The sequence below is a fragment of the Burkholderia cepacia genome (genome assembly GCF_001718835.1).
GTDB lineage: Bacteria > Pseudomonadota > Gammaproteobacteria > Burkholderiales > Burkholderiaceae > Burkholderia > Burkholderia cepacia_F.
This window is the reverse complement of the sequence record NZ_CP013443.1, coordinates 3,241,865-3,254,017: the sequence shown is the minus strand read 5'-3', so window position 1 is coordinate 3,254,017 and position 12,153 is coordinate 3,241,865. Positions and strand designations below refer to the sequence as shown.

Here is a 12,153-nt window from a genome sequence, read left to right as displayed (position 1 = left end):
CGTACAAGGAGAGCCCATGCTCAAGCTGCGTTTGCTCCAGGTCGCGTTACTCGCGGGCGTGCTGGCCGCCGGCAGCGCCGCCGCCGAAACGGTACGCCTGTCCGCCAATCTCCAGCCGTCGAGCGAGGTGCCGCCCACCACCAGCCACGGTTCGGGCAACGTCGACGCGACTTACGACACGGCCACCCGCACGTTGCAATGGACGATCACCTACAAGGACCTGACCGGCCCGGCCACCGCCGCGCATTTCCACGGGCCCGCGCCGGTCGGCCAGAACGCGGGTGTGCAGGTGCCGATTCCGAAGGACGAGCTGGCGAGCCCGATCAAGGGCTCGAAGGCACTCACCGACGCACAGGTCACCGACCTGATGGGCGGCAAGTGGTATTTCAACGTCCATACGAAGGAGCACCCGGCCGGCGAGATCCGCGGCCAGGTGATGCCGGCCGGCTGAGCGGCGGCGCTTGATGCAGAGCCGCTCCTTGAACGACACGCCGCGCTCGATCCCGCGCGCCCGGCGCTTCACGGAATTGCGGATGCGCGGGCGCCGCCGGCAACGCGAAGGCGGCCGGCGTTGCGCTCGAGCGGGCGGTTCAGCGCGCCGGCGAGACGTCGATCGCCTGATAGGCGGCCTTGACGGCCACCGAGCCGTACTTGCGCTCGAGCCGGCGTACGGTGAAGTGGCCGTGCGCCATCTGCTGGAAGTGGTCGATGAACAGCGTGTTGACGGTCGCGCCGAGCACGGCGCCGATCGCCGGAATCGACTTCGCGGCCATCTGCTCGGTCACCTGCACCGAGAAACGCGACGCCACCGTCTGCACGAGCTTGAACACGGCCGCCGAGCTGTGCGCGGCGATGCCCTTCGTCGTGATGTCGGACGATGCCTTCGAGATCGCCTGCGCGAGCGCGCCGCGCAGCACGAAATAACCGAGATCGGCGTCCTCTTCCTGCTTGTCCGGGTTGCCGCCCATGCCGAGCACGGCCAGGCATTGCAGCTGCGTATCGACCGAGCCCAGGTCTTCCCCCTCGCTGCGCGCGATGTCGCACACCGAGCGGAAGATCAGCGTCGTCGTCACCGGCAGTTCGACCGGCAGCGCGAGAAAGCCGAATGCACCGCCCGCCGCGCCGGTCGTCGCGACCGCGAGCTTGTGCAGCAGATTGCTCGGCTTGTCGGGCTCGGCGTCCGGCGCGGGCGGCTTGCCGAGCGTGCGCAGCGCGATGTTCAGGCACTTGCGCAGCGCGAGCTGCGTCGCGTCGTTGATCTTGCCGGTCGCGAAATCCGGCAGCCGGGCGATCATTTTCTCGACCGGCGCGCCGAGCATGCCCGTCAGCTTCATCGTCAGCGACGGGCTTTCCAGCACCTGCTTCGCGCGCCACAGCGCGTCCCGATCGTCCTGCGACAGCGTGGTGGCGGGGGGGATTGAAATCGGTTCCATCTTTCTCCTTGGCGGTCTGGGCCGGTTTGACCGTCGCCAGCCTAGATTACTCTCGCATGCTAGAATTTTAAGATTGTTTGACTCGTCAAAAGTTGCGCCAACAAAAAATGGCCGTCCATACAGCCGCCCACCATTCGAGCGGGCAAGTCCTGCCGTTCCGCGAATCGCTGCTGGCGATGATCGGGATCTCGTTCGTCACCATGCTCGTCGCGCTCGACCAGACGGTCGTCGGCACCGCGTTGCCGACCATCGTCGCCGAGCTTCGGGGGTTCGACCTGTACGCATGGGTCGCAACCTCGTACCTGCTCAGTTCCGTGATCACGGTGCCGATCTTCGGCCGGCTCGGCGACTATTACGGGCGCAAGCCGTTCGTCATCGTGTCGATCATCGTGTTCACCGGCGCGTCCGTGCTGTGCGGGATGGCGAACGACATGCTGATGCTCGTGCTCGCGCGCGGGCTGCAAGGGATCGGCGGCGGGATGCTGGTCGGCACCGCGTTCGCGTGCATTCCCGACCTGTTCCCCGATTCCGTCGTGCGGTTGCGCTGGCAGGTGCTGATGAGCTCCGCGTTCGGCATCGCGAACGCGGTCGGCCCGTCGCTCGGCGGCGTGCTGACCCAGTCGTTCGGCTGGCGTTCGGTGTTCTACGTGAACCTGCCGGTCGGCCTGCTGTCGCTGCTGTTCGTGTGGCGTTACCTGCCGCACCTGCGCCACGTCGAGCACGATCGCAAGATGCGGCTCGACTGGCCGGGCGCGCTGCTGATCGCGCTGTCGCTCGGCGCGCTGCAGCTGTTCGTCGAATGGCTGCCGAAGTACGGCGTCGCGAGCTGGGCGTCGCTGCTGCTCGTGGTCGCCGTCGCGGCCGGTTTCGGCCTGTGGCACTGGGAGAAGCGCTGCGCGCAGCCGATTTTGCCGTTCGACATGTTCGGCAACCGCGCGCTGTCGGCGCTCTTCGTACTGGCGATCCTCGCCGGCTTCTCGATGTTCTCGCTGCTGTTCTACGCGCCGCTGCTGTTCCAGGGCGGCTTCGGGATGTCGCCGAAGGAGGCGGGGCTCGTGATCACGCCGCTCGTCGTGTTCATCACGATCGGCAGCATCATGAACGGCCGTGTCGTCACGCGCATCCGCAATCCCAACGCGATGCTGCACGTCGGCTTCGTGCTGTTCGCGATCACCTGCGCGGGCATCGTCGTGTCGACCCACACGACGCCGAAATGGCTGCTGATGGCGCTGATGGTCGCGGGCGGCATCGGGCTCGGCTTCGTGCTGCCGAACCTCACCGTATTCGCGCAGCAGACGGCCGGCCGCGAGCACCTCGGCATCGCCACGGCGCTGCTGCAGTCGCTGCGGATGGTCGGCGGGATGATCGGCACCGCGCTGACCGGCACGCTCGTCAACCAGATGTACTCGGGCGGCGTGCGCGATGCGCTGTCGGCCGATCACGCGATGCAGTGGCACGCGCAGCTCGCCGATCCGCAGATCCTGATCGATCGCGCCGCGCAGGGCGGTCTCGTCGCGGAGCTGACCCGTGCCGGGCATAATGGCGCGCTGCTGCTGGAAGCGGCCCGCGAATCGCTCGTCGGCGCGATTCACGTGGGCGTCGCGATGGCGGCCGTCGTCGCCGTGGTGTCGGTGTGGCAGTGCCGCCGCGTGCCGCCGATCGCGCTGCGGCGCAAGATCGAACCGCATGTCGCGGCCGATTGAACGATTGAACGAGTAGAACTGAGCGCATGGAAGAACAGGACCGCGTCGCGATCTTGCAGCAATTCGGACGGACGTATCGCGCGTTCATGACCGCGTTCGAGACGCACGTCGGGCAACCGATGCCGCGCTGGCGCATCATGGTCGCGTTGCACACGATGGGCGGGCATTCGTCGCAGAAGAAGCTCGTCGAAGTGCTGCGCATCGATCCGGGCGCGCTCACGCGCCAGCTGAAATCGCTCGACGCACTCGGCTGGATCGAGCGCGAATCCGACGCACGCGACAATCGCGTGACCAACGTGAAGCTGACCGCCGACGGGCGCGTGGCGTTCGAGGCGAGCCTGCCGCGCCGCCGCGCGTTCCTCGACAAGACGGTCGCGCGGCTGCCGGACGACGTGCTGACCGCACTGTCGGGCGCGCTGGCGATGCTGGAGTCGCGGATCGCCGAAGTCGGCACGCCGCCACCGGCGCACTGAGCGGGCAGCGGCGCGCGGCTAGCGGCGTGCGGCCGGCGTGCCGGGTTACAGCTCGATGCGCGTGCCCAGCAGCACGAGGAACTGCGCGAGCCAGGCCGGATGCGCGGGCCACGCGGGCGCGGTGACGAACGGCGCGTCGGTCACGGCCGCGTCGACCGGGATGTCCGCATACTCGCCGCCCGCGAGCTTCACCTCGGGCGCGCAGGCCGGATAGGCCGAGATGCGCTTGCCGCGAATCACGTCGGCGGCCGCGAGCAGTTGCGCCGCGTGGCAGATCGCGGCGATCGGCTTGCCGGCTTCGGCGAACTCGCGCACGAGCGAGATCACCTTCGGATCGAGTCGCAGGTATTCGGGGGCACGGCCGCCCGCGATCGCGAGCGCGTCGTAGCGGGATGCGTCGACGTCGTCGAATGCCGCGTTCAGCGTGAACTGGTGGCCGGGCTTCTCGGTGTAGGTCTGGTCGCCCTCGAAATCGTGGATCGCGGTCTTGATCTTGTCGCCCGCGCGCTTGCCCGGGCAGACTGCATCGACGTGGTGGCCGACGGCCTGCAGCGCCTGGAACGGCACCATCGTTTCGTAGTCTTCGGCGAAATCGCCGGTCAGGAACAGGATCTTCTTCGCGGCCATGGCTTTCTCCCGGGTTCCATGCAAAGTTGAGCGGGGCGCGAGCGCGCCCCGGGACGAAAGCGCAGTGTACTCCGGCGGCCTGAAACCGGTATGACGCAAGGCCGCCCCGTCGCGCGACGGGGCGGCCGGATCACGGTGCGCCCAGCATGGGCGCACTCCTGCGGGTGCAAGTCCCGCCATAAGCTGGTCACGGCGAATGAAGTGAAGCGCAACTGCATGAGGGCGACCGAGTGTGGGGAGGAAGCGTGGAGCGTAAATCGCGAGCCGATGAACAAGAACTGCATAGAAGGCGCTGCCGAGCAGGGCGAGCGGGCCGTGAACCGCGAAGCTCTCGTGACCAAGGCGAAGTGGCGTAAATGCAGCGGTTGTGCGATGAAGGAGTGCGTTCTTACCTGGGGACGCCTCGCCTCATGCCTGAAAGGGCGACGGTGCCGAACCGGAGCGAGGTCTCAGCAGAGGTCATAGTAGCCACAGGACAGGCCGGTGAGGCTGAAGCTGGTGGCGAAGGACCGAACGGGAAGGAGTGTTCAACGACATGCCGACGCAACAGGCAAGGCGTCAGATGCCCGCGCGAGCGGGGCGAGCGGTGGCGGCGCGCGGTGAAGCCGCGCGTGAAGCCGTGCGCGACGAAGCCTGCGGCTCGCGGCATGAGACGAAGAACACAGGGTCAGCGCTGCTGGAAGCGGCGCTGACGAGAGAGAACCTGCGGCAGGCGCTTAAACGGGTGCGGGCCAACAAGGGTGCGCCGGGTGTTGACGGTCTGGACATAGACCAGACCGCGCGCCATCTGGTGACAGCCTGGCCGGCAATACGGGAGCAGCTGCTGCGGGGAACGTACCGGCCGATGCCGGTGCGACGGGTGACGATCCCGAAACCGGATGGTGGCGAGCGCGAGCTTGGCATCCCGACGGTGACGGACCGGCTGATCCAGCAGGCGTTGCTGCAAGTGCTGCAACCGGTACTGGACCCCACCTTCAGCGAGCACAGCTACGGCTTCCGGCCAGGGCGGCGTGCGCACGACGCGGTGCTGGCCGCGCAGTCGTACGTGCAGTCGGGGCGGCGGATCGTGGTGGACGTCGACCTGGAAAAGTTCTTTGACCGGGTCAATCACGACATTCTCATCGACCGGCTGCAGAAGCGTATCGGAGATCCAGGAGTCATCCGGCTGATCCGGGCGTACCTGAACGCAGGTGTGATGGGCGATGGCGTGGTGCAGGAGCGGCATGAGGGGACGCCCCAGGGCGGTCCGCTCTCACCGTTGCTGGCGAACGTGCTGCTCGATGAGGTGGACAAGGAACTGGAGCGACGGGGTCATTGCTTCGTGCGCTACGCCGACGACGCGAACGTGTACGTTCGCTCACGCCGTGCGGGTGAACGGGTGATGGCGCTGTTGCGCCGGCAGTACGGGCGGCTACGCCTGAAGATCAATGAAGCCAAAAGCGCGGTGGCAAGCGTGTTTGGTCGCAAGTTCCTGGGCTACAGCCTCTGGGTAGCTGCGGGCCGTGTGATCAAACGCAAGGTGGCAGTCAAACCATTGGCCACGTTCAAACAACGCGTGCGGGAACTGACGCGCCGGGGCGGATGTAGTCTGGCGCAGGTGGTGGGGAAGCTTCGCCCCTACCTGCTGGGCTGGAAGGGCTACTTCCGTCTGGCGCAGACGCCGGGCGTGATGCGCGAACTGGACGAATGGGTGCGCCATCGTCTGCGCGCGATCCAGTTGAAACACTGGAAGCGCGGCACGACCATGTACCGTGAGCTGCGCGCACTCGGCGCGTCCCATGATGTTGCGCGACAGGTGGCGGCCAACAGTCGTCGCTGGTGGCGCAACAGTGGCAAGCTGCTCAACGGCGTGCTGCCCATTGCATGGTTCGACCGACTCGGCTTACCCCGTCTCTCCTGACCTCAACTTCCCGAACCGCCCGGTGCGGACCCGCATGCCGGGTGGTGTGGCAGGGGTGTAGCCTGTTGGCTACCCCCTATGCCGATTCGGAAGGACGGTCAGAAGAAGGTTTCGACGACTTCCGTCACGCGGAACTGCGGATCGAGCACGAGCACCTGACGCCACTTGTCGAACGTCAGGCACGGGTGCGAGATGTCGAACGCGACCATGTCGCCGACCTTCACGTCCGCGCCCGGCGGGATCTGCAGGTACGCGTGCTGGTCCATCATCCCGGTGACGGCCCAGCCTTCGGCGGCGGCGACGTCGCGCGGGGCGGTGTCGCGGCCCGGGCGGAAGTGGCGCGCCGGCTCGGGCAGGCCCGCGTCGAACGCCGCGTCGCGCTTGCCGAGCGCGACGATCGCACGGTCGGCCTCCGGCACCGACTGCACGTAGGCCCACAGCTGCAGCGCGGGCAGCAGCCCTTCGCCCATCGTGCGTGCGATCGGGTTGCGCGCGAACACGTCGGCCTGCGCCTTCTTGTAGATGCCGACATCGTGCGTCAGGTAGCAGCCCGGACGCAGCACGACTTCCGCGAAGCCCGCGTTGGACGCCTTCGCGAATTCTTCCGCGACCACGTCGTACCACGCCGAACCGGCACCGGACAGGATCGCCGGCGTACGCGCGAAGCGGCCTGCGTCGGCCAGCTCGCGCGTGAGCGCGACCGCTTCCTGCAGGAACGCGCGGATCTCGCCTTCCTCCTTCAGCACGCCTTCGTAGAGTTCGATGCCGGCCAGCTTCAGCGTGTCCGGATAGCGCGCGATCGCGGCGAGCACGGCCTCGCGCTGCGCGGCATCGCGCACACCCGCGCGGCCGCCCGGCACGCCGAGCTCGAGCAGCACGTTCAGCGGCTTCTTCAGGGCGCCGAAGAAGCGGCCGAGCTGGTCGACACTTTCCGCGGAATCGACGAGGCAGAAGAATTCGAAGTCGGGATCGGACAGCAGCCCCGCAATGATCGTCATGTTCTGGCGGCCGACCAGCTGGTTCGCGAGCAGCACGCGCCGCACGCCGCCGTGATACGCGGCCTGCGTCTGGTGCGCGGTCGCGAGCGTGATGCCCCACGCGCCGGCGTCGAGCTGGCGGCGGAACAGTTGCGGCGCCATCGTCGTCTTGCCGTGCGGCGCAAACTTGACGCCGTATTTCCGGACGAATGCCTGCATCCAGTTCAGGTTGTGTTCGATGCGGTCCTCGTAAAGCACGGCGGCCGGCAGGCTGACGTCTTCCGCGAGCAGGTTCCACTCGAGGCGGCCCGCGTCGCCGAGCGGCACGCTCGCGCTCGGCAGATTGCCGAGGCCCTTGCCGAACGGATCGATCGTCGCTTCCTGATAGTTTGTAACTTTCATGTCATCCCGCTCCATCATCACTATGCATTGCACTGAAGTTGACACGCAGATGGTACAGAAAGTAGCATCTGCGCGGTGATGTTATTTAGTAACATGGTGCGCCGCACCCATTCCCGCAGATGAATTCGTCCGCCACTTCGTCTTCCGTCCCGCCGGCTGCCGGCGCTGCCGCCCCGCCGGTCCTCGACATCGTCGCGCGGATCGCCGAATGCGCGCCCGAGCTGCGCGAAGCCGAGCGCAAGGTCGCCGCGTTCATCCTCGCCGATCTCGCCCGCGCCGCGCATGCGAGCATCGGCGCGCTCGCGCGCGACGCGGAAGTCAGCGTCGCGACGGTCACGCGTTTCGCGAAGGCCGTCGGCTGCCGCGACGTGCGCGAACTGAAGGTGCTGGTCGCGCAGGCGGCGGCCGTCGGCCAGCGCTTTCTCGTGCCGTCCGACGGCGCGGGCGAGGATGACGCGAATCCCGCGTCGATGGTCTACGACGAGATCCGCGTGGCGCTCGCCCACAACCACCAGTTGCTGCGCAATACGTCGTTCGAGGAAGCCGCCGACCTGCTCGCCGGCGCGAAGATGACCTACGTGTACGGGCAGGGCGGCGGCTCGACCGCGCTCGCCGACGAGCTGCGCTTCCGGCTCGTGCGCTTCGGCCGGCCGGTCGCGAGCTACCAGGACAGCGTGCTGCAGCGGATGGTGGCCGCGACGCTGTCGCGCGACACCGTCGTCGTCGCGCTGTCGGTGAGCGGGCGCGTGCCCGAGCTGCTCGAGAGCTGCCGGCTCGCGAAGCGCTACGGCGCGAAGCTGATCGCGATCACCGCGCCGGCCTCGCCGCTCGCGAAGCTGGCCGACCATCTGATCCCGGTCGTCGCGTTCGAAACCGATTTCATTTACAAGCCGTCGACATCGCGCTACGCGATGATGATGGCGATCGACGTGCTCGTCACCGGAGTCGCGTTGCGGCTCGGCGATGCGGGCCGAGAATCGCTGCGTCGCATCAAGCACGCGCTCGATGCGCATCGCGGCGGCGGAGACCGTCAACCGGTAGGAGACTGACCATGCATTCGCATCCCGAAGCCGCCGATACGCTGATCGTCGGCGCGCAGCTTTACGACGGTACCGGCGCGCCGCCCGTCACGCGCGACGTCGCGATCCGCAACGGCGTGATCGCGGCGATCGGCAACCTGTCGAACTGGCTCGCCGAAACCGTCGTCGATGCGAACGGCCGCGCGCTCGCGCCGGGCTTCGTCGACGTGCACACGCACGACGACACCCACGTGATCCGTGCGCCGCAGATGGTGCCGAAGATCTCGCAGGGCGTGACGACCGTGATCGTCGGCAACTGCGGGATCAGTGCGTCGCCGGTGACGCTCGCGGGCGATCCGCCCGATCCGATGAACCTGCTCGGCGAGCGCGGCGCGTTCCAGTACCCGACCTTCGCCGACTACGTCGCGGCCGTGAACGACGCGCGTCCGGCCGTGAACGTCGCGGCGCTCGTCGGCCACACGGCGCTGCGCAACAACCAGATGGACCGCCTCGACCGCGCGGCGACCGACGGCGAGATCGCCGGGATGCGCGCGCAGCTCGAGGAGGCGCTCGCGAACGGCGCGCTCGGCCTGTCGTCGGGCCTCGCGTACGGCTCCGCGTTCGCGGCGCCGACCGAAGAGGTGATGGCGCTCGCCGAGCCGCTCGCGAACGCCGGCGGGCTGTACACGACGCACATGCGTACCGAATTCGACGCGATCCTCGATGCGATGGAAGAGGCGTACCAGGTCGGCCGCCATGCGCGCGTGCCGGTCGTGATCTCGCACCTGAAGTGCGCGGGCCCGTCGAACTGGGGGCGCAGCACCGAGGTGCTCGCGTCGCTAGAAGGCGCGCGCCGCTACCAGCCGGTCGGCTGCGACTGCTATCCGTACAGCCGCAGCTCGTCGACGCTCGACCTGAAGCAGGTGACGGGCGACATCGACATCACGATCACGTGGTCGGAGCCGCACCCGGAAGTGGCGGGCAAGCTGCTGAAGGCGATCGCGGCCGACTGGGGCGTGACCGAGCAGGAGGCCGCGCAGCGCATCCGCCCGGCGGGCGCCGTGTACCACAACATGTCCGAGGAGGACGTGCGCCGGATCCTGTCGCACCCGGCGACGATGGTGGGCTCCGACGGCCTGCCGAACGATCCGCTGCCGCACCCGCGGCTGTGGGGCGCGTTCCCGCGCGTGCTCGGCCATTACGTGCGCGACACGAACCTGCTGCCGCTCGAGGAGGCGATCCGCAAGATGACGTCGCTGTCCGCGCGCCGCTACGGGATCGCGCGGCGCGGCGAGGTGCATGTGGGCTACCACGCCGACCTCGTGCTGTTCGACCCGGCGCGCGTGATCGATGCCGCGACGTTCGAGAAGCCGCAGCAGCCCGCGCACGGAATCGACGCCGTGTGGGTGAACGGCGTGCTGACCTACGAGAACGGCCAGCCGACCGGCGAGCGCGCCGGCGGCTTCGTCGCACGCGGCGAGCGCGTGCCGGCGAGCGCCGATGCAGTGTTCTGACAGGGGCAATTTCCGCGCGCGCCGCGTTGGGCGCGCGCATCCGTAACCAGGAACAGGAGTGAAACGATGAAGCGATATGGCGTAGGCGAAGCGAAGGGTACCGGCGGGCAGGTGATGCCGTTTGCACGCGCGGTCGAGGCCGACGGCTGGCTGTACGTGTCGGGCCAGACGCCGATGGTGAACGGCGAGGTCGTCGAAGGCGGGATCGTCACGCAGTCGAAGCAGACGATCGAGAACGTGATCGCGATCCTGAAGGAAGCCGGCTACGGCCTCGAGCACGTCGTGCGCTGCGGCGTGTGGCTCGACGACGCGCGTGATTTCGCGTCGTTCAACAAGGTGTTCGTGTCGTACTTCGGCGAGCATCCGCCGGCACGCGCGTGCGTGCAGTCGAGCATGGTCATCGACTGCAAGGTCGAGGTCGATTGCATCGCTTACAAGGCGCCGGCGAAGTAACGCGGCGACGGCGAATCGTTGTTCAATGGGGCTGGTGCATTGGGATGCGCCGGCCCCGTTGCGTTATGACGGCGTCGATGCCTGGCCGAGCGGCTTTGGAATTTTGCATTTTGTGATGAAGTTTTTTTCGACGGGTGCAGCGTGATGCGTCTGTCTGGCCGGGGGCGGCAGCGATCGGCGCGGGCGCGCGCGTGACGTCGATCGATTCCGATCGGGTTCGTCGCAATGAATTGCGTTGTATGGCCATCACTCGCTCAGTATCGTGGAAGAACCGTACGGAAGTGGCGAGGGTGTCATGGTGATGTGGATCGCAGTGCTGACTTTGGGGCTCTTGTTAAATCGCGATGTGGTTGCGGGTGCGTTGTCCGATGGGGTGTCGCCCATGTCCAGTAAGACAGCGCGGCTTGTTGCGCCGAAGTCAGTCGAAATCACCAAGAACGGCGCGCGGTCTGAATACATGAGTGGGAACGAAACGGCAGATATGTGTCGTTCTTTCGTTCTCCCACCGGCGGATGTCCGTGAGTTTTTTAAACGTGCGAGACGCGTGACAGAACGGGAGTACGGCCATGATTTGGTTGCAGCCAATTGCTATGCCGAAGGCAAAGCGCATTTTCCGGATGGCGGCACGGCAGCTTGGCAAATTGACCAGGCAAGGCGCGGCTTCGTTTCCATGCCCGATGGCAACACACTCTACCTGTATTGCCCGAAGTGCCGAGCCAACGTGTTTGCGCCGAATTAGACATTTCGCATCATTCGATGGAAAACGTGCGTTGGGACCAAATCGAAGCCTTCGTCAGATCAGAGGCGGGGCTTGGAAAATCCGCTCCGCTATCCGCTGCCACGAGGCTTTGGGAGGATCTTGGCCAAACCGGCGACGAAGCCAACGATTTCATGGGTCTTTTTTTCGAACGTTTTGCCGTCGATACGGGCGACTTCGATTTCCACAGGTATTTTCTGATGGAAGGCGAGGGGCTGCTCTATTCGCTGTTCCAGCGTTGGGTTCTTCGAAAGCCGCACGGCCTCAAGCGGGAACCGATCACGCTTGCGATGCTGTACCGCGCCGCCGTCGAAAGGAAATGGGACGCCCGGCGATTGGCCGGGCTGTCGTGAAGGGGCGAGACTGCGGATGTGTGCCACCGATGGCGGCGACATGAACGTAATAAACGATCAGCGGAATGATCACGGCGGCATGGCACTGCCATTGCTGATGGGCGAATGGGCCGTGTTGATAGAGATCATCCGCCTGCGGCTCGATCAGATCGAGCGTATCGATCCTGATTCGCTGGATGAGGATGTGTTTGCCGACCTGTACGAAGACCAAGAGACGCTAACGTGCCTGCTGGCCTATATCGAGAACAACTTCGCGCGTACCTTCGGTGGTTTGCAGCCGGCACTGGCTGCGTGAGCGCCGCGCGTGGCGGTTTGGGCCACCACTGCAGGTGTCAGCCGGCGAAGTCCACCCGGCTTACTACCGCGTCGTCCACGTATCGCACGCCAGTCGAACTCAAACAACTCGGCCGCTTTGACCCATGTGGCGAAAGCCGTCGGGAAATAACAGAGGTTTTTCGCCATCCGACTGTATCGCGGAAGAACTACACAAAGGCGGTGAGGGTGCCATGGTGATTTGACCACAGTTGCGATTTGAGGTTGCC

Annotated in this window: 13 protein-coding genes; 10 read left to right on the top strand and 3 right to left on the bottom strand. The window is 66.5% G+C overall.

From position 1 onward, the window contains the following. Window positions 1–16 precede the first annotated feature (16 nt). Window positions 17–451 carry a CHRD domain-containing protein gene (locus WT26_RS18190; RefSeq protein WP_069273801.1) on the top strand — a complete coding sequence of 145 codons (435 nt, stop codon included), beginning with the start codon at window positions 17–19 and terminating at the stop codon, window positions 449–451. A gap of 139 nt (window positions 452–590) precedes the next feature. Here the strand turns inward: WT26_RS18190 and WT26_RS18185 are convergent, their stop codons facing one another. Continuing rightward, window positions 591–1,433, bottom strand: coding sequence for an EcsC family protein (locus tag WT26_RS18185; RefSeq protein WP_059532994.1), 843 nt, complete (start codon window positions 1,431–1,433; stop codon window positions 591–593). A 107-nt stretch (window positions 1,434–1,540) separates the two neighbouring features. Between WT26_RS18185 and WT26_RS18180 the strand changes: the two genes are divergently transcribed. Then, a complete protein-coding gene (locus WT26_RS18180) occupies window positions 1,541–3,136 on the top strand; it encodes an MDR family MFS transporter (protein ID WP_069273449.1) in 1,596 nt (531 codons plus the stop codon). 26 nt (window positions 3,137–3,162) lie between these two features. After that, a complete protein-coding gene (locus WT26_RS18175) occupies window positions 3,163–3,609 on the top strand; it encodes a MarR family winged helix-turn-helix transcriptional regulator (RefSeq protein WP_069273448.1) in 447 nt (148 codons plus the stop codon). 45 nt (window positions 3,610–3,654) lie between these two features. Here WT26_RS18175 and WT26_RS18170 read toward each other — a convergent pair whose 3' ends face one another. Next, window positions 3,655–4,236, bottom strand: coding sequence for a DJ-1/PfpI family protein (locus WT26_RS18170; RefSeq protein ID WP_039360134.1), 582 nt, complete (start codon window positions 4,234–4,236; stop codon window positions 3,655–3,657). A 535-nt stretch (window positions 4,237–4,771) separates the two neighbouring features. Here WT26_RS18170 and ltrA point away from each other — a divergent pair. Beyond that, entirely contained in the window at window positions 4,772–6,136 is a 1,365-nt protein-coding gene (gene ltrA, locus WT26_RS18165; RefSeq protein WP_069270537.1) for a group II intron reverse transcriptase/maturase, read from the top strand. Window positions 6,137–6,234: 98 nt separating this feature from the next. Here ltrA and WT26_RS18160 read toward each other — a convergent pair whose 3' ends face one another. Beyond that, the gene (locus WT26_RS18160; protein WP_069273447.1) at window positions 6,235–7,515 is read right to left on the bottom strand and encodes an amino acid deaminase; all 1,281 of its coding nucleotides are present in this window, start codon (window positions 7,513–7,515) and stop codon (window positions 6,235–6,237) included. 119 nt (window positions 7,516–7,634) lie between these two features. Between WT26_RS18160 and WT26_RS18155 the strand changes: the two genes are divergently transcribed. From WT26_RS18155 to WT26_RS18135, 6 genes are all read left to right on the top strand, one after another. Beyond that, window positions 7,635–8,564: a MurR/RpiR family transcriptional regulator gene (locus WT26_RS18155; protein WP_069273446.1), complete on the top strand. Its 930-nt coding sequence runs from the start codon at window positions 7,635–7,637 to the stop codon at window positions 8,562–8,564. A 2-nt stretch (window positions 8,565–8,566) separates the two neighbouring features. Then, window positions 8,567–10,048, top strand: coding sequence for an N-acyl-D-amino-acid deacylase family protein (locus WT26_RS18150; protein WP_069273445.1), 1,482 nt, complete (start codon window positions 8,567–8,569; stop codon window positions 10,046–10,048). Window positions 10,049–10,114: 66 nt separating this feature from the next. Then, window positions 10,115–10,501, top strand: a complete 387-nt coding sequence (locus WT26_RS18145; RefSeq protein WP_006751946.1) for a RidA family protein — start codon at window positions 10,115–10,117, stop codon at window positions 10,499–10,501. Between the two features lie 295 nt (window positions 10,502–10,796). Beyond that, on the top strand, window positions 10,797–11,240 hold the full coding sequence (locus tag WT26_RS37380; RefSeq protein ID WP_155123128.1) for a hypothetical protein: 444 nt from the start codon (window positions 10,797–10,799) through the stop codon (window positions 11,238–11,240). A gap of 17 nt (window positions 11,241–11,257) precedes the next feature. Then, on the top strand, window positions 11,258–11,611 hold the full coding sequence (locus tag WT26_RS18140) for a DUF1493 family protein (protein ID WP_059928691.1): 354 nt from the start codon (window positions 11,258–11,260) through the stop codon (window positions 11,609–11,611). 16 nt (window positions 11,612–11,627) lie between these two features. Continuing rightward, window positions 11,628–11,906 carry a hypothetical protein gene (locus tag WT26_RS18135; protein WP_059928690.1) on the top strand — a complete coding sequence of 93 codons (279 nt, stop codon included), beginning with the start codon at window positions 11,628–11,630 and terminating at the stop codon, window positions 11,904–11,906. The last annotated feature ends 247 nt before the right edge of the window (window positions 11,907–12,153 follow it).

Bases quoted from the DNA above. Each gene is read 5' to 3' on its own strand.
- WT26_RS18190 (WP_069273801.1), top strand. From the start codon at position 17: ATGCTCAAGCTGCGTTTGCTCCAGGTCGCGTTACTCGCGGGCGTGCTG.
- WT26_RS18185 (WP_059532994.1), bottom strand. From the start codon at position 1,433: ATGGAACCGATTTCAATCCCCCCCGCCACCACGCTGTCGCAGGACGAT.
- WT26_RS18180 (WP_069273449.1), top strand. From the start codon at position 1,541: ATGGCCGTCCATACAGCCGCCCACCATTCGAGCGGGCAAGTCCTGCCG.
- WT26_RS18175 (WP_069273448.1), top strand. From the start codon at position 3,163: ATGGAAGAACAGGACCGCGTCGCGATCTTGCAGCAATTCGGACGGACG.
- WT26_RS18170 (WP_039360134.1), bottom strand. From the start codon at position 4,236: ATGGCCGCGAAGAAGATCCTGTTCCTGACCGGCGATTTCGCCGAAGAC.
- ltrA (WP_069270537.1), top strand. From the start codon at position 4,772: ATGCCGACGCAACAGGCAAGGCGTCAGATGCCCGCGCGAGCGGGGCGA.
- WT26_RS18160 (WP_069273447.1), bottom strand. From the start codon at position 7,515: ATGAAAGTTACAAACTATCAGGAAGCGACGATCGATCCGTTCGGCAAG.
- WT26_RS18155 (WP_069273446.1), top strand. From the start codon at position 7,635: ATGAATTCGTCCGCCACTTCGTCTTCCGTCCCGCCGGCTGCCGGCGCT.
- WT26_RS18150 (WP_069273445.1), top strand. From the start codon at position 8,567: ATGCATTCGCATCCCGAAGCCGCCGATACGCTGATCGTCGGCGCGCAG.
- WT26_RS18145 (WP_006751946.1), top strand. From the start codon at position 10,115: ATGAAGCGATATGGCGTAGGCGAAGCGAAGGGTACCGGCGGGCAGGTG.
- WT26_RS37380 (WP_155123128.1), top strand. From the start codon at position 10,797: ATGGTGATGTGGATCGCAGTGCTGACTTTGGGGCTCTTGTTAAATCGC.
- WT26_RS18140 (WP_059928691.1), top strand. From the start codon at position 11,258: ATGGAAAACGTGCGTTGGGACCAAATCGAAGCCTTCGTCAGATCAGAG.
- WT26_RS18135 (WP_059928690.1), top strand. From the start codon at position 11,628: ATGTGTGCCACCGATGGCGGCGACATGAACGTAATAAACGATCAGCGG.